The organism is Novosphingobium sp. BL-A-41-Hi4B-X5A (genome assembly GCF_055521705.1).
On record NZ_JBVFVT010000003.1, the window covers coordinates 88,891 to 107,770 of the forward strand.

Annotated in this window: 14 protein-coding genes and 2 pseudogenes; 6 read left to right on the forward strand and 10 right to left on the reverse strand. The window is 62.6% G+C overall.

Translation table 11 applies throughout. The annotated features are described in order from the left end of the window. Positions 1–15: 15 nt before the first annotated feature. A pseudogene (locus ACZ1JY_RS20160) lies at positions 16–2,517 on the forward strand (Tn3 family transposase); the annotation flags it as partial. Between the two features lie 62 nt (positions 2,518–2,579). Here ACZ1JY_RS20160 and ACZ1JY_RS20165 read toward each other — a convergent pair. Beyond that, a complete protein-coding gene (locus tag ACZ1JY_RS20165) occupies positions 2,580–3,140 on the reverse strand; it encodes a recombinase family protein (RefSeq protein WP_004213255.1) in 561 nt (186 codons plus the stop codon). Positions 3,141–3,310: 170 nt separating this feature from the next. Beyond that, a complete protein-coding gene (locus tag ACZ1JY_RS20170; RefSeq protein ID WP_014072603.1) occupies positions 3,311–3,733 on the reverse strand; it encodes a MerR family transcriptional regulator in 423 nt (140 codons plus the stop codon). 76 nt (positions 3,734–3,809) lie between these two features. On the opposite strand from ACZ1JY_RS20170, the gene ACZ1JY_RS20175 reads away from it, so the two are divergent. The 5 genes and pseudogenes from ACZ1JY_RS20175 to ACZ1JY_RS20195 all read left to right on the forward strand — a co-directional run. Next, positions 3,810–4,205, forward strand: coding sequence for a mercuric transporter MerT family protein (locus ACZ1JY_RS20175; protein ID WP_014072602.1), 396 nt, complete (start codon positions 3,810–3,812; stop codon positions 4,203–4,205). A gap of 12 nt (positions 4,206–4,217) precedes the next feature. After that, the gene (locus ACZ1JY_RS20180) at positions 4,218–4,547 is read left to right on the forward strand and encodes a heavy-metal-associated domain-containing protein (RefSeq protein WP_004213249.1); all 330 of its coding nucleotides are present in this window, start codon (positions 4,218–4,220) and stop codon (positions 4,545–4,547) included. A 37-nt stretch (positions 4,548–4,584) separates the two neighbouring features. After that, the gene (gene merA, locus ACZ1JY_RS20185; protein WP_465131575.1) at positions 4,585–6,003 is read left to right on the forward strand and encodes a mercury(II) reductase; all 1,419 of its coding nucleotides are present in this window, start codon (positions 4,585–4,587) and stop codon (positions 6,001–6,003) included. A gap of 91 nt (positions 6,004–6,094) precedes the next feature. Then, positions 6,095–9,064, forward strand: a complete 2,970-nt coding sequence (locus tag ACZ1JY_RS20190) for a Tn3 family transposase (RefSeq protein WP_014072601.1) — start codon at positions 6,095–6,097, stop codon at positions 9,062–9,064. A 56-nt stretch (positions 9,065–9,120) separates the two neighbouring features. Then, positions 9,121–9,519 (forward strand): annotated as a pseudogene (locus ACZ1JY_RS20195) (Tn3 family transposase); the annotation flags it as partial. A 196-nt stretch (positions 9,520–9,715) separates the two neighbouring features. Here the strand turns inward: ACZ1JY_RS20195 and ACZ1JY_RS20200 are convergent. The 8 genes from ACZ1JY_RS20200 to ACZ1JY_RS20235 are packed head-to-tail and all read right to left on the reverse strand — an operon-like array spanning position 9,716 to position 18,877. Then, positions 9,716–10,465 (reverse strand): HAD-IIB family hydrolase, encoded by a 750-nt coding sequence (locus tag ACZ1JY_RS20200; RefSeq protein ID WP_004212890.1) that lies wholly within the window; start codon positions 10,463–10,465, stop codon positions 9,716–9,718. Further along, the gene (locus ACZ1JY_RS20205; protein ID WP_004212886.1) at positions 10,462–12,963 is read right to left on the reverse strand and encodes a heavy metal translocating P-type ATPase; all 2,502 of its coding nucleotides are present in this window, start codon (positions 12,961–12,963) and stop codon (positions 10,462–10,464) included. Before ACZ1JY_RS20205 ends, ACZ1JY_RS20200 begins: the two co-directional genes overlap by 4 nt. Further along, on the reverse strand, positions 12,960–13,568 hold the full coding sequence (locus ACZ1JY_RS20210) for a cation efflux transmembrane domain-containing protein (RefSeq protein ID WP_004212885.1): 609 nt from the start codon (positions 13,566–13,568) through the stop codon (positions 12,960–12,962). The genes ACZ1JY_RS20205 and ACZ1JY_RS20210 overlap by 4 nt, the downstream gene beginning before the upstream one ends. Beyond that, the gene (locus tag ACZ1JY_RS20215; RefSeq protein WP_004212882.1) at positions 13,565–14,251 is read right to left on the reverse strand and encodes a ZIP family metal transporter; all 687 of its coding nucleotides are present in this window, start codon (positions 14,249–14,251) and stop codon (positions 13,565–13,567) included. Before ACZ1JY_RS20215 ends, ACZ1JY_RS20210 begins: the two co-directional genes overlap by 4 nt. A gap of 3 nt (positions 14,252–14,254) precedes the next feature. Then, positions 14,255–14,668, reverse strand: coding sequence for a hypothetical protein (locus tag ACZ1JY_RS20220; RefSeq protein WP_004212881.1), 414 nt, complete (start codon positions 14,666–14,668; stop codon positions 14,255–14,257). Between the two features lie 47 nt (positions 14,669–14,715). Next, complete coding sequence (locus ACZ1JY_RS20225; RefSeq protein ID WP_009824022.1) at positions 14,716–15,093, reverse strand: hypothetical protein; 378 nt, start codon at positions 15,091–15,093, stop codon at positions 14,716–14,718. After that, positions 15,090–15,578: an SRPBCC domain-containing protein gene (locus ACZ1JY_RS20230; protein ID WP_004212879.1), complete on the reverse strand. Its 489-nt coding sequence runs from the start codon at positions 15,576–15,578 to the stop codon at positions 15,090–15,092. The genes ACZ1JY_RS20225 and ACZ1JY_RS20230 overlap by 4 nt, the downstream gene beginning before the upstream one ends. A gap of 53 nt (positions 15,579–15,631) precedes the next feature. Further along, positions 15,632–18,877 carry an efflux RND transporter permease subunit gene (locus ACZ1JY_RS20235; RefSeq protein ID WP_004212878.1) on the reverse strand — a complete coding sequence of 1,082 codons (3,246 nt, stop codon included), beginning with the start codon at positions 18,875–18,877 and terminating at the stop codon, positions 15,632–15,634. Positions 18,878–18,880: the final 3 nt, after the last annotated feature.

An 18,880-nucleotide genomic window follows, 5' to 3' on the forward strand; every position in this document is an offset into this window, starting at 1 on the left:
GAATAAGGAGCATGTATGCCGCGTCGCGTGACCCTGACCGATCGACAGCGCGAGGCGCTGCTTCACTTGCCGGTCGATCAAGGTGAGCTGCTGCGGCACTATACCCTCAGCGATGAGGATCTCGGGCATATCCGCCAGCGCCGGCGCGCCCACAATCGTTTTGGCTTCGCGCTGCAACTGTGCGTCCTGCGCTACCCGGGCCGGGTGCTCGCTCCTGGCGAGTTGATCCCGGCGCAGGTATCGGATTTCATCGCGGCCCAGCTCGGCCTGACCAGCGACGATCTACTCCTCTATGCCGCGCGCGAGGAGACCCGGCACGAGCATCTGGCGGACCTTCGCCGAATCTACGGCTATCGCTCCTTTTCGGGGCGGGGCGCACGGGATTTGCGCGAATGGATCGCTCGGGAAGCCGAGGCGGCGACATCGAATGAGGATCTTGCCCGTCGCTTCGTTGCGGAGTGTCGCCGCACCCGCACGATCCTTCCCGGCTCCTCGACGATCGAGCGCCTTTGCGCCGATGCGCTGGTTGAGGCCGAGCGCCGGATCGAGGATCTTATCGCCCATCGCATCACGCCAACCCTGAGCGAGAATTTGGCTCACCTGTTGGAGGATACGGTGGATGGTCGCGTCACGCGCTTCGTATGGCTGCGACAGTTCGAGGTTGGCGCAAATTCAGCAGCCGCTAACCGGCTGATGGATCGACTGGAATATCTTCAAAGGTTCGATCTTCCGGCGGATTTGCTGGACGGCGTGCCGGCGCATCGTGTGACCCGGCTTCGCCGGCAGGGCGAGCGCTATTACGCCGACGGCATGCGTGATCTGCCCGAAGACAGGCGGCTTGCGATCCTCGCTGTCTGCACCCTGGAATGGCGGTCATCGCTGGCCGATGTCATCGTGGAGACCCACGATCGCATCGTAGGCCGTCTCTATCGGGCCTCCGAACGCCTTTGCAACACCAGGATCGCCGACGCAAAGGCGGCCGTTCGGGACACGCTGAAGTCCTTTGCCGAAATCGGTGGTGCTTTGCTTGGAGCGCAGGACGATGGCACGGCCCTGGACGGGATAATCGCCACCGGGCCTGGCTGGGAACGGTTCAGAACCCTTGTCGCCACGGCCTCCGCACTGACCAACGTGCTCGCGGCCGACCCGCTCAGCCGTGTGCTGGACGGCTATCACCGTTTCCGCCTCTACGCGCCCAGGATGCTGCGCCTGCTCGACATGCAGGCGGCGCCGATCGCCACGCCTCTTCTGGCGGCCGTTGCGATGCTGCGTAACGGGATCAAGGTCGATCCGCCGGTGGATTTTCTACGTCCCAACTTGAAATGGCATCGTCATCTTCGCGCTGAGCCCAGCGGCGACCACCGGCTTTGGGAAATCGCGGTGCTGTTCCACATCCGCGACGCCTTCCGGTCCGGTGACATATGGTTGGCGGGATCGCGCCGCTATGGCGACCTCAAGCAGCTTCTGGTCCCGCCACAGGCGATAGAGCAGACCGCGCGGCTCGCCGTGCCGCTGCGACCCGGCGAATGGCTGGCCGAGCGCAGGGCTCGACTGGATACACGGCTGAAGGAGTTTGGCCGCGCGGCGCGAACCGGCACGATCCCAGGCGGCATCATCGAGAACGGCAAGCTGCACATCGACAAGCTGAGGGCCGACACGCCCGAAGGGGCCGAGGATCTCGTGCTCGATCTCTATCAACAGCTCCCGCCCGCGAGGATCACCGATCTGTTGCTGGAAGTCGATGAGCGAACCGGATTTTCCGAGGCGTTCACGCATCTGCGCACCGGCGCGCCCTGCAGCGACCGGATCGGCCTGATGAACGTGTTGCTGGCGGAAGGCGTCAATCTCGGTTTGCGCAAGATGGCGGCGGCGACCAACACGCACAGCTTCTGGGAATTGCTGCGGATCGCGCGCTGGCATGTCGAAGGCAGCGCCTATGATCGGGCGCTCGCCATGATCGTGGAGGCCCACGCCGCCCTGCCCATGGCCGCCTTCTGGGGACAAGGGCAATCGGCATCCAGCGACGGGCAGTTCTTCCTTGCTACCGAGCAGGGCGAGGCGATGAATCTGATCAACGCGAAATATGGCAACGTCCCGGGCCTCAAGGGATACAGCCATGTGTCCGATCAATATGCGCCGTTCGCAACCCAGGTGATCCCGGCAACGGTCAGCGAGGCTCCCTATATCCTGGACGGGCTGCTCATGAATGACGCGGGCCGCCGCGTTCGCCAGCATTTTGCCGACACGGGCGGCTTCACCGATCATGTGTTCGCCGCCTGCGCCTTGCTCGGCTACAGGTTCGCCCCCCGTATCCGCGATCTCCCTCAGAAAAGACTCTATGCCTTCACGCCCAACGCGACGCCGGCCAATGTGCGAGCGCTGGTCGGAGGTAAGATCAATGAACCGCTCATCGAGCGCAACTGGCCCGACATCCTGCGCATCATGGCGACGATCGCAGCGGGGATCGTCGCCCCCAGCCAGATTCTTCGCAAGCTCGCCTCTTACCCGCGCCAGAATGGCGTCACCTCAAGCTTTGTACGCTGAACAACGATTTTCCGGACATAATGTGAACATTGGTGTCAGGCAGCGGCGCGAAGGTACTGGTAGAGGGTTTCGCGGCTGATGCCCATGTCGCGCGCTATGGTCGCCTTGCGTTCACCGGCGGCAACGCGGCGGTGCAGATCGGCAATCATCTCATCCGAGAGCGACCGTTTCCGCCCCCGATAGGCGCCGCGCTGCCGAGCGATCGCAATGCCTTCGCGTTGCCGTTCGCGGATCAGAGCGCGCTCGAACTCAGCAAACGCACCCATGACCGAGAGCATCAGATTGGCCATCGGGGAGTCCTCCCCCGAGAAGGACAGGCTTTCCTTCTCAAACTCGATCCGGATACCTCGCTTGGTGAGGCCCTGGACCAGCTTGCGCAGGTCATCCAGATTGCGGGCCAACCGATCCATGCTGTGGACGACGACGGTATCGCCTTCGCGGGCGAAAGTGAGCAGAGCCTCAAGCTGGGGGCGGTTGACGTCCTTGCCCGATGCCTTGTCGGTGAAGGTCCGATCGAGCGACTGACCTTCCAATTGGCGATCCACATTCTGATCGAACGTGCTGACCCGGACATAGCCGATCCGTTGCCCCTTCACTGCGCACTCTCTCCATCAAAATGTCAGGTTGAAATCTATGATACGTAACGAAATTCGTCAACAAATTCCGTTTATCACCCTAATCTGACAGAAACCGCAGTACCGCCCTGACGTCCAGTTAGGCTATACTCCAAGCTGACATCACAAAATCAAATCCCTCAAAGATGGCGTCAATTGCCTTGATGGGGTAAAAACTGGAGTGCTTCCAGGATGGGACATTCGGCAACGTCATCTCCAGTGCATCTGGCTAACGTGGTCGCCAGCGTCACCTCTATCTTCTGCAAATCTGCAATGCGGCGGCGGACATCTTCAAGGTGGAGTTCGGTTCTCGCCATAACCTCCGCGCAGGTTTGTGCACCGGTATCGGTGAGCGACAACAATGACCGTATCTCATCCATTGCATAGCCAAGGTCGCGCGCGCGCAGGATGAACTGCAACCTTTGCACCAGTTCCGGCGAATAGACGCGGTAGCCGTTGGAACTGCGAGGCGGCCCCGGCAGCAATCCCACCTTCTCGTAATAGCGGATGGTTTCGAGATTGCAGCCTGTTTTCCGGGCAAGCTGGGCACGCAAGATGCCGACCTGTTGCTCCATGAAAATACCTCTTGAGTCTGTAGTGGCTACAGAGCCTACACTGCGAATCACTCAGTTGGAACAAGGGATTCAAGCCATGGTCTCAACGCCGGAAGCGGGACAGCCAGCCCTCACCGAAAACCACGAGCCGAAGCAGGCAAACTGGGTTGCGGCGGGCGCATTGATCGGCGCGGGGCTCGCCTCGGCTTGCTGCGTCGTCCCGCTACTGTTGGTTATGCTCGGAATTTCCGGCGCGTGGATCGCCAACCTGACGGCGCTCGAACCTTACAAGCCCTATGTCGCAGGCGTAACGCTCGCGCTGCTCGGCTACGGCTTCTGGCATGTCTATTTCAAGCCGAAACCGCCCTGTGAAGACGGTTCCTACTGCGCTCGTCCACAATCGGCTTGGACCACCAAGGCGGTGCTGTGGCTGGGCCTTGCCGTCGCCATCCTGGCGCTTACCATCGACTGGTGGGCACCCTGGTTCTATTGAAAGGAAATACCCATGAAAAAGACAGTATGTATCGCTATGGCCGTGCTGGCTATGGCTGGCGGCGGGGTCGCCTATGCAGTTAGTGGCACGGCGCAAGATCGCCCCGCGGCTACCGCAACCGCTCAGAAGCAAACCACCTTTGCCATAGAGAACATGACCTGCGCCACCTGCCCGATCACCGTGAAGAAGGCGATGGAAGGCGTCGCCGGGGTAACGGCGGTCACGGTCGATTTCGCAGCCAAGACCGCGCGCGCAACCTATAACCCGCGCCGCACCAATGCTGCTGCGATTGCCGCTGCATCAACCAACGCGGGTTATCCGGCGCGCGCTATTCAAAACTGAGCGGGGCGCCGCCAGCGCCTCAAGAAAGCGATAAGCAATGAACGACTGTTGCAACCGCCCCGGGCAGGAAGGATTTGACGTGGCCGTCATCGGCGCGGGTTCTGCCGGGTTCTCCGCCGCGATCGCCGCTGCCGATCTGGGCGCGAAAGTGGCGCTCGTCGGTCACGGCACGATTGGCGGCACCTGTGTCAATGTTGGCTGCGTTCCTTCCAAGACGCTGATCCGCGCCGCCGAAGCGGTGCATGGTGGGCTTGCCGCCGCGCGCTTTCCCGGCCTTGGGGGCGCTGTCCAGATGGATGACTGGTCCGTATTGGCGGCGTCGAAGAACGATCTTGTCACGACGCTGCGCCAAAAAAAATATGTCGATCTGCTGCCCGCCTATGACGGTGTGAGCTATATCGAGGGCAAGGCACGCTTTGCCGATGGTGCGCTGATTGTCGGCGATGCGCCCATGAAGGTCGGCAAGGTCATATTGGCGATGGGTGCGCACGCCGCCGTGCCGCCGATTCCGGGGATGGACAGCGTGCCCTACCTAACCAGCACATCGGCGCTGGCGCTGGATCGCTTGCCCAAATCGCTGCTGGTGATCGGTGGCGGGGTGATCGGGGTAGAACTGGGACAGATGTTTTCGCGTCTGGGCGTTGATGTCACCATCTGCTGCCGAAGCCGCCTGCTCCCCGAAATGGACCCGGAAGTGAGTGCCGCGCTGAAAAACTATTTGGAAGCCGAGGGCGTGCGGGTTTGCGCAGGTGTCGGCTATCAGCGTATCGCCCAAACACAGAGCGGGGTCGAATTGACCTGCGAGGGGCATTGTGACACCGTCGCGGCGGAACAGGTGCTCATCGCCACCGGACGCCGACCCAATAGCGACGGGCTTGGGCTGGAGGAGCGCGGCATAGTGCTTGCCCGTAATGGTGGAATCGTCGTCGATGACCACCTCGAAACGTCGGTTCCAGGCATTTACGCGGCGGGCGATGTAACGGGACGGGACCAGTTCGTCTACATGGCCGCCTATGGCGCAAAACTGGCCGCGCGCAACGCGGTGACGGGCAACCAATACCGCTACGACAATTCCTCCATGCCATCCGTCGTCTTCACCGACCCGCAAGTCGCCAGCGCCGGCCTCACTGAAACGACAGCACGGGCGCAAGGCCTGGACATCAAGGTTTCGCTGCTCCCGCTCGATGCTGTGCCAAGGGCACTGGCAGCACGCGATACGCGGGGTCTCATCAAACTGATTGCCGACAAGGCGAACGACCGTTTGCTGGGCGGCCAGATCATGGCACCCGAAGGCGCGGATTCGATCCAGACACTGGTGCTGGCGATCAAACACGGCATGACCACCCTGGAATTGGGTGCAACGATATTTCCTTACCTGACCACTGTGGAAGGCCTCAAACTGGCGGCCCAAACGTTTGATAAGGATGTCGCCAAACTGTCTTGCTGCGCCGGGTGATTGCTCGGGGATCAACCGGCAACGAATGGCCTCCCTCCAGTGCAAGCCGCTTTGGTGTCAATTTTGTTATTCGCCTCAGCGGGAGAGCAAAATGGCACGACGCCGACTTCTGACCGGAGACGAGCGCCGGCGCCTGTTCGATCCTCCTGTCCAAGAAACCGCGATCATTGGGCATTATACCCTTTCTGCGGAAGATGTTGAATTGGTTGGGCGCCGCTATGGTCCAGCAAATCGCCTCGGTCTGGCTGCACAAATCGCTTTGATGCGACATCCCGGCTTTGGTCTGCAACCCGAGATCGGGCTTCCCGACGTCATTCTTCAGTACCTCGCGGCACAGTTATTCGTCGATCCTTCCTCCTTCTCTGCATATGGTCAGCGCGCGCAAACCCGTACCGATCATGCCGATCTCGTGGCGCGTTATCTTGGCATACGCCCGTTTCGACGCGGCGACCTGGCACTTGCCCTGAATCTTGCCGCGCAAGCCGCCGAGTATACAGACAGAGGTGAACCGATTGTTCGCGCCCTCATGGTTGGCCTGAAGGGTGAGCGGTTCATTCTTCCGTCAGGCGACACACTGGAACGCGCCGGTCTTGCTGGCCGGGCACGCGCACGCAAAGCTGCCGCAGCCGCAATCGTCGAAGGCCTCAGCTCTGCTGAACTGACACGGCTAGACGAACTCGTAATCAACAACCCGGATTTCGGCATGACACCGCTGGCGTGGTTGCGTAATTTCGAAGAAGCCCCGACTGCGGCCAATATCAATGGCTTGCTTGAGCGCCTGCGCTATGTTCGCGGCATAGGTATCCACCCGGTAGTTGGGGGCGCCATTCCGGAATTCCGCTTTGCCCAATTTGTCCGCGAGGGCGGCGTGGCACCGGCATTCCTGCTTTCGGATTACAGCGTCAATCGCAGGCGGGCGACGTTGACGGCCGCAGTGATCGACCTTGAGGCCAGACTTGCCGATGCCGCGATCCAAATGTTTGACCGACTTATCGGCGGCATGTTCACGCGCGCGCGGCGTGGGCGCGAGCGTCGCTACCAAGATAGTATTCAGTCGGTGGGGCAACTCATGCGGCTGTTTGGCGCCACGATTACAGCACTTGATGAGGCTGTCCAGAATGGCGGCGATCCGCTCGAATTGATTGACGAAGCGGTGGGCTGGCACCGGCTTGTTGCGGCAAAGGCCCAAGTAGATGCCCTTGCTGATCTTGCCGGCGAGGACGCACTGGTAACGGCAACCGAGCGTTACGCCACGCTACGGCGTTTCAGCCCGGCATTTCTGGACGCCTTCACCTTCAAGGCGTCTGGAACAGGGACGGCACTGATCAAAGCCATCGATGTCATTCGCGATGCGAACACACGAAAGTCGCGCGACCTTCCCGATGGCGTTCCACTGCCATTCCCCAATCGGCAGTGGAAGCGTCTCATCACCGAAAGCGGCCGTATCGACCGCCGACGTTATGAAATTGCGATCATGGCAACCTTGCGTGATCGTTTGCGCGCCGGTGATGTATGGATCGAGGGAACCCGCAACTATCAGCGCTTCGATGCCTATTTGCTGGGTCGGCGCGACGCCGCCAAAGTGGCGGATGTGCTTCCGTTCGATTCAAATGCTGCATCCTACCTCGCTGACCGGGCACGAAATCTTGACTGGCGGCTGCGCCGATTTGCCAAGCAGTTGAAAACAAACAAGCTTGAGGGAGTGTCGCTCGAACGAGACCGGCTCAAGCTTCAGCAAATGCCGCCTGTCACCCCACCGGAAGCTGAAGCCCTCGATCGCAAGCTCGATACCCTGCTTCCCCGCGTGCGCATCACCGAGCTGCTGCTTGAAGTCGCCGAACGCACTGGTTTTTTGAACGCATTCCGTGACCTGCGCTCAGGCAAGGAGCACGACAACCCCAGCACGGTACTCGCCGCAATTCTGGCTGATGGCACCAACCTCGGGCTGGAGCGGATGGCCAATGCCAGCGAAGGCGTCAGCTATGCCCAACTCGCATGGACCCACAACTGGTATCTTTCACCCGAGAACTATCAGGCCGCGCTGGCCATGATCATCTCAGCCCATCACGAATTACCCTTCGCGCGGCATTGGGGCGCTGGCACCAGTTCGTCGTCCGATGGCCAGTTCTTCCGGTCGGGGCGGAGCCGTTCAGGGGCGGCGGACGTCAATGCCAAATATGGCGCCGAACCTGGCGTGAAAATCTATTCTCACCTTTCCGATCACTTCGCATCATTCGGATCACGGATCATGTCCGCGACGGCAGGTGAAGCGCCTTACGTGCTCGACGGGCTTGTCCTGGGCGCCGGCAACCTTCCGTTGCATGAGCACTATACCGATACCGGCGGCGCCACCGATCATGTTTTCGCACTCTGCCACCTACTCGGGTTCCGCTTCGCGCCCCGGCTGCGCGATATTGGCGACCGCAAGCTGGGTTCGATCGCTGCGCCATCGACATACAAGGGCATCGAAAATCTGATGGGCCGCACCATCAAAACGGCAGCGATCGAGGCCGATTGGGATGACATCGTCAGGATTGTCGCCTCAATCAAGGATGGCACGGTGGCGCCGTCAGTAATCTTGCGAAAACTTGCCGCCTACAAACGCCAGAACAGGCTGGATTTTGCATTGGCTGAACTGGGCCGTATCGAGCGCACTTTGTTCACGCTCGATTGGCTTGAACAACCGGAACTGCGACGTGCCTGTCAGGCCGGTCTCAACAAAGGCGAGGCGAGGCACACGCTTGCCGCCGCCATCTATACCAACCGGCAGGGTCGGTTCACCGATCGCTCGCTGGAAAATCAGGAATTTCGCGCATCTGGGCTGAACCTGCTGATTGCGGCGATTTCCTACTGGAACACGGTCTATCTCGACCGGGCCGCCCAGCACCTCAACGCTGTCGGCACGACGTTCGATGCGGCACTGCTTGCGCACCTTTCTCCGATGGGCTGGGCGCACATCAGTCTGACCGGCGATTACCTCTGGGAGCAGGCCAGGCGACTTCCAGCAGGTGAATTCCACCCACTCAACGAGCCAATGGCGCGGTTGAAGCGTGTAGCGTAGCCCATGTTCCGCTTATGTCCGAGAAATCGTTGTCTGGCGAACAAACCTTGAGGTGACGCCAGAATGAGCTGGCCCTCGCATTGCGAGAGGTGGGCCGCATCGAGCGAACCCTGTTCATGATCGACTGGATTCTTGATGCCGGCCTCCAGCGCCAGGCTCAGATCGGCCTCAACAAGGGTGAGGCCCACCACGCCCTAAAGCGCGCCATCAGCTTCCACCGCCGAGGTGAAATCCGGGATCGATCCGGCGAAGGCCAGCACTATCGCATCGCCGGAATGAACCTGCTCGCCGCCATCATCATATTCTGGAACACCATGAAGCTCGGCGAGGTCGTCAATACCCGGGCCGCCAGCGGTACCCATATCGCGCCTGATCTACTCGCCCACGTCTCGCCGTTGGGATGGGAACACATCAATCTAACCGGGGAATATCGCTGGCCCAAATCCTTAGCGTAGGATTCCGCCCCCTCCCGCAAACGCCCCCTACGATTGAGAAGCGCGGCGGAATCTCTTAGATTGATCGCTGGAGGCTTTGTTCGCGGAGACGCGCACATTGCCTTCTTTTCGTTTTAGGAAGCGCTGCCCTAAGCGACAGAAGCCAGAGCTTTGACAATGCGGCATTCCGCGATGGAGCCGACCATGTATCTTGATCCTATCGGTGCAGACACGCGATGATGGCGGTCACGACGGCGGTGGTTTCCGCGACGTCGCGCACCCTCACTGTGTCGAGGCCGATTTCAGCAGCGGGATAGTCATTCCCACCGGGGAATATCGCATCCCCAATGAACAGCATCCCGTCGAGCGGGACACCGCTCTCGGCACTCAGGCGCTTCAGGCCATAGCCCTTGTCGATCCCTGCTCTGGTCACGTCGATCGATGTCGTGCCACCGAGATTGATCGAGAGCTCCGGCAGCTTCGCGCGCAACGTGGCCTGCAACGCGGTCCTCTTCTTTCGGTCAGGATCCCACGCTTCCTTTTCCTTCAGCGGCGCTGCCTGCCCCAGGCCCGAAAAGGTGATCTGGCTGCCCCGGTCCTCGATCCGTTCGCCCCAGATACGTTCGTCGGCGAGACCGGCATCGGTCAGCGCCTGATCGAAGGCCGTGCGGATCTTCGCCTTCTCCGCGTCGTCGAACAGTTCGGCATAGACCGCGCGCCAAGCGCCATTGATGAACCGATAGAGTTTCGTGCCTGTGGTCGGCATCAACCAGAGACGGTCGAGCGCGACGCCGGCAGGAAGGCGCGAGGCGATCTGCTTTTCGAACTGCGGCCAGTCCCCGCCCGAGATCACCGCCACATCCGTGATGGCGAGCAATCGGGCGAGGATTGCGGCCATATCCTCCGATAACGGCCGCTTGCTCTCGGCAAGCGTGCCGTCGAGGTCGAAGGCGATCAGCCACTTCATGCCGCCTTCCCTGCCGGATCGCGGTAGGCGAGCAGCCTGAGCGCATTGATGACGACGAGCAGCGTCGATCCCTCATGAACCGCCACCGCTGGCCCAATGCCGAGGCCGAGGATGGTAGCAGGCACCAGGAAGGCGACGACACCCAGGCTGACGAAGACGTTCTGCCGGATGATTCCACGGGTATGGCGGCTAAGACCGACTGCGAATGGCAGGTGCGCCAGATCGTCGGCCATCAGCGCCACGTCGGCTGTCTCCAGCGCAACGTCCGACCCCGCCGCGCCCATCGCGATGCCGACCGTGGCGCTTGCCATCGCCGGCGCATCGTTCACGCCGTCGCCCACCATCGCGACCTTGTCTTCGCCGGCGAGCTTCTTGATCGCGGCAACCTTGTCTTCGGGCATGAGGTCGCCCCACGCTTCGTCGATCCCGACTTCGTCGGCGATCGCTTCGGCGACTTTCTGGTGATCGCCGGAGATCATTATCATCCGCGACACGCCCATCTCGTGCAGCCGACGCAACGCGGTCTTGGCAGCTTCGCGAGGCGTGTCCATCAGGCCGATCGCGCCCAGGTCGCGGTCCCCCTTGCGGACCACCATTGTCGTGCGGCCGTTCTCGCGCAGCTTCGCGATTGCGTCCTGCGCGCCCTGCCCCAGCGCCGGAATGCCCTCACTTCCGAACATCTCGGCCTTGCCGATCCACACCGTCTCGCCATCCACGCTCGCGGTGACGCCCCGACCGGTCAGGCTCTTGAGGTCGCCGGCAGTCGGCACGGCACGATCGTTCAGACGTTCGCGGCCGTCCTTGACGATCGCTTGGGCCAGGGGATGGTCGCTCAACGCTTCGACGGCGACAGCCAGCGCCAGCAACTCGCCTTCATCGGCGCCATCGACGGGCACGACATCAGTGATGCGCGGACGACCTTCGGTCAGCGTGCCCGTCTTGTCGAAAGCGATCGCTTTGAGCGACCCGAGGTTTTCGAGCGGTGCACCGCCCTTCACGAGCACGCCGCCCCGCGCTGCACGGGCAACGCCCGACAGGACCGCGCTCGGCGTTGCGATCGCGAGCGCGCACGGGCTTGCCGCCACCAGCACCGCCATCGCGCGATAGAAGCTGTCGCGGAACGGCTCGTCGACGACCACCCATGCGAACAGCAGGAGCACTGACAGGACCAGGACGGCGGGCACGAAGATCCGTTCGAACCGGTCGGTGAAGCGCTGCGTCGGCGACTTCTGCGTCTCCGCTTCGCTCACCATCTTCACGACCTTGGCAAGCGCGCTTTCATTGGAACGGCGTGTCACCTCGATCTCGATCGCGCCGCCGCCGTTGATCGTACCAGCAAAAACCCGGCTTTCCGCGTCGACTGCATCGGGCTTGGCGCGTGCCGCTGCGGCATCTGCGACCGGCACCTTGTCGACCGGGATGCTTTCACCCGTGACCGGGGCCTGGTTGATCGCGCTGGTGCCCTTGATGACGAAGCCGTCGGCAGGCAGGCGCTCGTTCGGGCGGACGATGGCAATGTCCCCGACGACCATCTGCTCGACCGGGATTTCGCTGGTCTGCCCGCCGCGTCGCACGGTCGCGGTTTCGGGCGCGAGCTTCGCCAGCGCCTCGATCGCCTTCTTGGCGCGGCCCATTGCATAATGCTCAAGCGCATGGCCGAGGCTGAACAGGAACAGCAGCAGCGCACCTTCGGCCCATGCGCCCAGCGCAGCGGCGCCGGCCGCAGCGACCAACATCAGCGTGTCGATCTCGAACTTCTTCATCCGGAGGTTGTCGATCGCCTCGCGCAGCGTGAAGAATCCGCCGAAGAAATAGGCTGCGATATAGCAGGCGGTCGGCAGCCATTCGGGCGCGCCAGCGACCAGCCTCTCGATCGCGTAGCCGATCCCCAGCAGCGCGCCACAGGCGAGCGCGAAGATCAGCTCGGTATTGGGGCCGAGAAATTCGGCGTGGCTATGGTCGTGGCCATCGCCGGGGCCGTGCTTCTCTTCGCCCGCGCCGTGGCCCCCGGGGCCGTGGTCGTGGCCGGCATGTTCATCGGCAGCGACCCGCTTGCCCACCCTCACCTTCAGCTTGCGAAGCGCAGCGCGCACCTCCTCTTCGGTGGTTTCGCGGCGATCATATTCGACCCGGACAGACCCGCTGGTGCTGGCGCTTGCCTGGACCACGCCGGGCAAGGCGCACAGCGCATCGCTGACCGTGCGCGCCCGACGTTCGTGGTTGATCCCCGTCACCTGCCAGATCGCATGGCCGTAGCGCTCGGTGATTTCGGCACCTGCGGCGCGCACCATTTCGCGCAACCGTGGCAGCGGCAGCTTGGCGGCATCGAAATGGATGCACAGCGCCGCTGGCGTGTTGCCGTCGAGACAGATCACATGCGCCCGCTCGACACCTTCGCGCTTTGACAGGGTTGATACGAGACGGTCCAGGCAGGCATCGGCCGCGTCAGGAAGGTCCGGCAACAACACTGGAATGTCGAGTTCGAGCTTGTCGTTCATGACGACCTCCTTTCGCTTTTCTTGGTTTCGGCGCGCGCGTCGCGCAGGATTTCGACACCGCCCTTGATGGCGATGATGGCGGTGGCGAAGCCGACCAGCAGGTCCGGCCAATTGGTACCCAACCACAGCACCAGCACGCCGGCGATCAGGATGCCGCCGTTGGAAATGAAGTCGTTGAAGCTGAAGGTGGTTGCGGCCCGGAGATTGACGTCCGGATCCTTGAGGCGCTGGAGCAGCCGCAGGCAGAGGTAATTCACGACGCCGGCGATCGCGGACATGACCATCATGGTAGGTCCGATGGGCTCGCTGCCCTGCACGTAGCGCCGTCCGACATCGATCAAGATGCCGCCCGCGAAGATCAGCAGCATGACGCCCGAAGCGACCGCGGCGCGTGTCTTCCATGTCTGGCCCCGGGTGAGCGCCACAAGGCTCAGCGCATACACAGCCGTATCGGACAGGTTGTCGACGCCGTTGGCGATCAGCGCGCTCGAGTCCGCGAAGAAGCCGGAAACGAAGAAGCCCGCAGCGATCGCCGCGTTCAGCAGCAGGACGATCCACAGTGTGCGGCGCTCCTGCCCGCCATTGTTGTCGTTGCCCGGGATCATCCCATCATCTCCTCAAGTGTCAGCAGGGCCAGGAAGCCGACGAAAAACATCGAGCTGATGAGCGGGGTGTCGGGTTTCTCGTGCGCCTCGACCAGCAACTCCTCCGTGACGAGGTAGAGCAGCGCCATCAGCCCGAAGCTGAGGAAGCCGGCGATCATCACCGGCGACAGCGCGGCGACCGGCACGGCAGCGAGCGCGCCGATCGGCAGCAGCAGGGCCAATGCCGAGACGATCACGATGATGCGCAAGCGCGAGCGATAGGTTTCCGCCAGCTCGTCGGTCAGCGTCAGTCCCAGAAATAACACTTCCAGAGTGAGCGCGATCGTCAGCAGGAGACCTGCCTTCTCGCCCGCCACGAAAGCGAGGCCGAGCACCAGGCCGTCGACCAGAATGTCGATGCCGATCGCGGCGAGTAGCGCCATCGGCCCCTTGAAGCGGGCCTCAAGAGCCTTGAGCCCCAGCATGGTCGCGACGCCCGCCGCCCCGCCGATCAACGTCGCGCTGGGCGATGCCTCATGCTTGACCTGCGGCAGGATTTCGGTCGCTGCCGCCGCGAACACGACGCCGGCAGCGAGATGCTGTAGGCCCGCCACGAGGCCAGGTTTCAACTTGGTGCGGCTCGCGACAATCGCGCCGAGCACGACCGCCAGCACAGGCGCAAGCGTATAGAGCAGTGCCTGCATTTCCTAGGACTCCTCCGGGGTTCGGTGGCAGACGCGGATCTTCCCGCGTCGCGTGAACGCGATCGATCCGCCCGCCACGACAGCCCGCGAATGGTCGCCGCGAAACTCGTCACCGGTTCGCTGCGCGCGCAGGATCTCGGTCCTGCCCTTCGGCAGCCAGGTGACGGCCATTTTCAAGCCGTCATCGATGAAGTCGACATCGGCGCGTGTGCCGTCGTCGCAGTACATGATGCGCTGCGCGATTAGTTTCGACGTCAGATGCTTTTCATGCGCCGGCTCGGTAGGCTGGGTCGGCGCTGGATTACACGCCCCTATAACCGCCCCGGAGACGAGAACGACGCCGAGGCGCGCGATCGCCAGACCGGCCCGATTCAGGCCGCACAAGGTTGTCACATTTGAAATCGACGTGTCAGACATCGGTCTCTTCCGACGAAGCGCCCTGTGGCGTTCGAAGGCAGGGCAGTTCATCGCGTGCCTTCCTGCTCGCAGATCCGGGTACGGCCATCGCCTTCCACGATGGTGAGCTGCGACCCCTTGAAGGTCGCGGTGGCTGTTTCGCCGACATATTGCAGGCCCTGCGCTGGCGCGGTCAGCATCATCGGCGGTCCCCCGTTGGAGCGCCGCAAATCGATCTGCAGGCCGTTGTCCTTGTAATCGACGAACAGCGGTTCCCCGTCGGAACAGCGATATCTATGCCGCCCCATTTCCCCGGTCGCCACGGCGCTGTCGGACGAATGGATCTGCTGCTCCGTTGGCGGGGCTGGCGGCTTTCTTTCCGAGCACGCCGCGAGCCCGACAACGAGGATGACGGCGGGCAGCACCCGCTTACAGTGCATCATCATCGCGCCTTCCTCCTGTAGCGGAAGGGGACGCGCTGACGATTGATAGCCCGGGCAGGCTGACCTACCCGCCAGCGGAGATAGGTTGCGAGGCGATCGTCAGATTCGACCATCAGGGATCGCAGGCGGCGCAACATCATCGCCGCGAACGGCAGGGAGAGCGCCCCGCGCAGCGTGCAGCTATGCGTTAGCCTGGTGCCGCCATCGTCCCCCGCCAGCTCGTACCGCTCTTCGAGCGTGAACAGATAGGGGATGCCGCAGGACCAAGCGAAGGCGTGCGGTTTATCGAATCGATCAATCCGTGCTGGCGTCCGAATTGGCCGGGTGATGCCCTGGATCGCAAAGGTGCATTCTGTGTCGCCGAGCCGGGACGGATCATCGAGAAATACGAGCGGACTCCACGCCCGGCGATGATCCGGATCGGTGAGTGCCGACCAGATGCGCAGTGGCCCGCCGTGAAGCATCGAGCTGGTTATGGTGCGAGGCATATCCCCATCTCCCAGAGATGGGCGGGGCGATCGCGGATCGCCCTGCCCATCCATCAGGCCAAGTTGTTCACGAAGGTCTGACCGTGGTCGTCCCCTTCATGCTCCTCATTGTAGTGCTCGGGTTTCTCGATCACTTTCTGCCCGAACCGGGCATAGAGTGTCGGCAGCACGAACAGCGTAAGAAGCGTCGCCGAGATCAGACCGCCGATGACGACCGTCGCCAAAGGCTTTTGAACCTCTGCGCCGGCGCCTTCGCCCAGCGCCATCGGCACGAAGCCGAGGCTGGCGACTAGCGCGGTCATGATGACGGGTCGCAGACGCTGCATCGCGCCAACATGCGCGGCTTCCTCGCGGCTCATCCCTGATCGGATCAGATCTTGGATCGAGCTGACCATGACGAGGCCGTTGAGGACCGCGATGCCCGAGAGGGCGATGAAGCCCACTGCCGCCGAGATCGAGAAGTCCATGCCCCGCAGGAACAGCAACAGGACGCCGCCCACCAGCGCGAAAGGCACGCCGGTGAACACGATCGCGGCGTCGCGGACCGATCCCAACGCCCCGTAGAGGAGCAGCAGGATCAAGATGAAGCAAGCCGGAATGACCAGCTTCAGCCGTTCGCTTGCCGATTGGAGGTTCTCGAACTGGCCGCCCCATTCGAGATAGGTGCCGGCAGGCAGCCGGAGTTGGCTGCCGATCGCCGCCTGCGCATCCGCCACGACGGATCCGACGTCGCGGCCACGCACGTTGGCTTGCACCACCACGCGCCGCTTGCCGTTCTCGCGGCTGATCTGGTTCGGACCATCGACCACCTTGATCTCGGCGACGCTGGACAGCGGTACATAGCCGCCGCCTGCCACCGGCACCTGCACCTGTTGGAGCAGGCCGATGTCGGCACGCTGCGCCTCCGACAGGCGGATCACCACGGGGAAGCGACGGTCGCCCTCGAAGATCTGGCCCGATGTTCGCCCGCCGATCGTCGCAGTCACGGTGTCCTGCACATCCTGAGCCGTAACGCCCAACCGCGCCATCGCGTCGCGGTTGACGCGAATGTCGAGCATGGGAAGACCGGTCGTCTGCTCCACCTTCACGTCCGCTGCGCCTTGCGTTCTGCGCAGCACCGCCGCGATTTGCTCGGCCGTCCGGTTCATCTGGTTGAAGTCGTCCCCGAACACCTTCACCGCGATGTCGCCGCGCACGCCGGCGATCAGCTCGTTGAAGCGCATCTGGATGGGCTGGGTGATCTCGTAGGCATTTCCCGGAATCTTCGCGAGATTACCCTCGATCCGGCTGACCAGCTCCTCCTTGGGAAGCTCAGGATCCGGCCAATCCTTGCGCGGCTTCAGGATGACGAACATGTCGGTCGCGTTCGGCGGCATCGGGTCGGCCGCCAGCTCGGCGGTGCCCGTCTTGGAATAGACGAATTGCACCTCCGGCTGCTTCGACATCATCCGCTCGATCGGCACCTGCATCGCCTGGCTCTGCTGGACCGACGTTGCCGGAATGCGGAGCGACTGGATCAGCAAATCGCCTTCGTCGAGCTGCGGCAGGAACACCGAGCCGAGCGTAGTGAAAGCAAGCGCCGCCACCACAAGGCTTCCCACACCCGCACCGATCGTCAGCGTCGGGCGCTTCATGGCCCGGTCGAGACCGGGTTCGTAGCGCTTCTTCAGCCACGTGATGATGCGGCCGTCCTTCTCCTCGACCTTCTTCGACAGCCAGATCGCAATCATCGCCGGCACGAAGGTGAGAGAGAGGATGAAGGCGAAGGCGAGCGCGATGATGACGGTCAGCGCCATCGGTCCGAACGTTTTACCCTCCACGCCGGTCAGCGTGAGCAGCGGTACGTAGACGAGGATGATGATTGCCTGCCCGTACACAGAGGGACGGATCATCTCACGCGCAGCGGCTGCCACGGTCGCGAGCCGTTCCTTGACGCTGAGCAATCGGCCTTCATGATGCTGTTGCTCGGCAAGCCGGCGCAGCGCGTTTTCGACAATGATGACGGCGCCGTCGACGATCAGACCGAAGTCCAAAGCCCCAAGGCTCATCAGATTGGCCGAGACCCCAGCGCGCAGCATACCAAAGCCTGTCAGCATCATGGTGATCGGGATGACCAACGCCGCGATCAGGGCCGCACGGAAGTTGCCGAGCAGCAGGAAGAGCACGACGATGACCAGCACCGCGCCTTCGGACAGGTTTTTCGCGACCGTCTTGATCGTCGAATTGACCAGCTCGGTGCGGTTCAGCACCGGCTGAATTACGACGTCAGGAGGCAGCGAAGCGTTGATCGTCTTCAGTTTCTCAGCGACCGCGGTCGACACGATGCGGCTGTTCTCGCCGATCCGCATGATCGCCGTGCCGACGACGACTTCGGTACCGTTCTCCGATGCCGAACCCATGCGGATCGCCTGACCCGTCTTCACAGTCGCAACTTGTTCGACCGTGATCGGCACGCCGTTACGTGTCGCGATCACGGTCCTGGCCAACTCGCTGGCATTGCGAACGAGCGCATCCGAGCGAACAGCCAGACCTTCGCCATTGCGATTGACGAAGCCACCGCCGACGCTGGTGTTATTGCGCTCCAGCGCATTTCCCAGGTCCGTCAGCGTGATGCCGAGCGAGGCCAGCTTCTGCACGTCGGGCACGACGAGGAACTGCTTGGCGTAACCGCCAATCGAGTCGACACCGGCGAGGCCCGGTGTGGTCTTCAGAAGCGGCGTCACGATCCAGTCCTGCGCGGTGCGCAGGTAGGTCGCCTTGTCCTCTTCGGTCGTCAGTCGCTCGCCCTCTGGCGTGATGTAGCTGCCATCGGGCTGTTGGCCCGGTTCACCGGGCTTGTGCTTGTCGTCCTCGCGATGATCGAGACGAACGGTGTACATGTACACCTCGCCCAGGCCTGTCGCGATCGGACCCATTTCAGGGTTCACGCCGTCGGGCAGATTCTCTTGCACGCCCCGCAGACGCTCGCCCACCTGCTGGCGGGCGAAATAGATGTCCGTCGCGTCCGAAAAGACCGCCGTGATCTGCGCGAAGCCGTTGCGGCTCAACGAGCGCGTATATTCCAGGCCGGGGGTGCCGGCGAGCGCGGTTTCGATTGGAAACGACACCTGCTTCTCGACCAGCTCGGGCGAGAGGGCAGGCGCGCGGACGTTGATCTGGACCTGATTGTTGGTGATGTCCGGCACCGCGTCGATCGGTAGCCGGTAGAGGGAAAAGGCGCCGATGGCGGCGACGATGACGGTGAGGAGCAGGACTAGCCAGCGCTTCTCGACCGCCCAGGTTACGATACGGGCGATCATGGC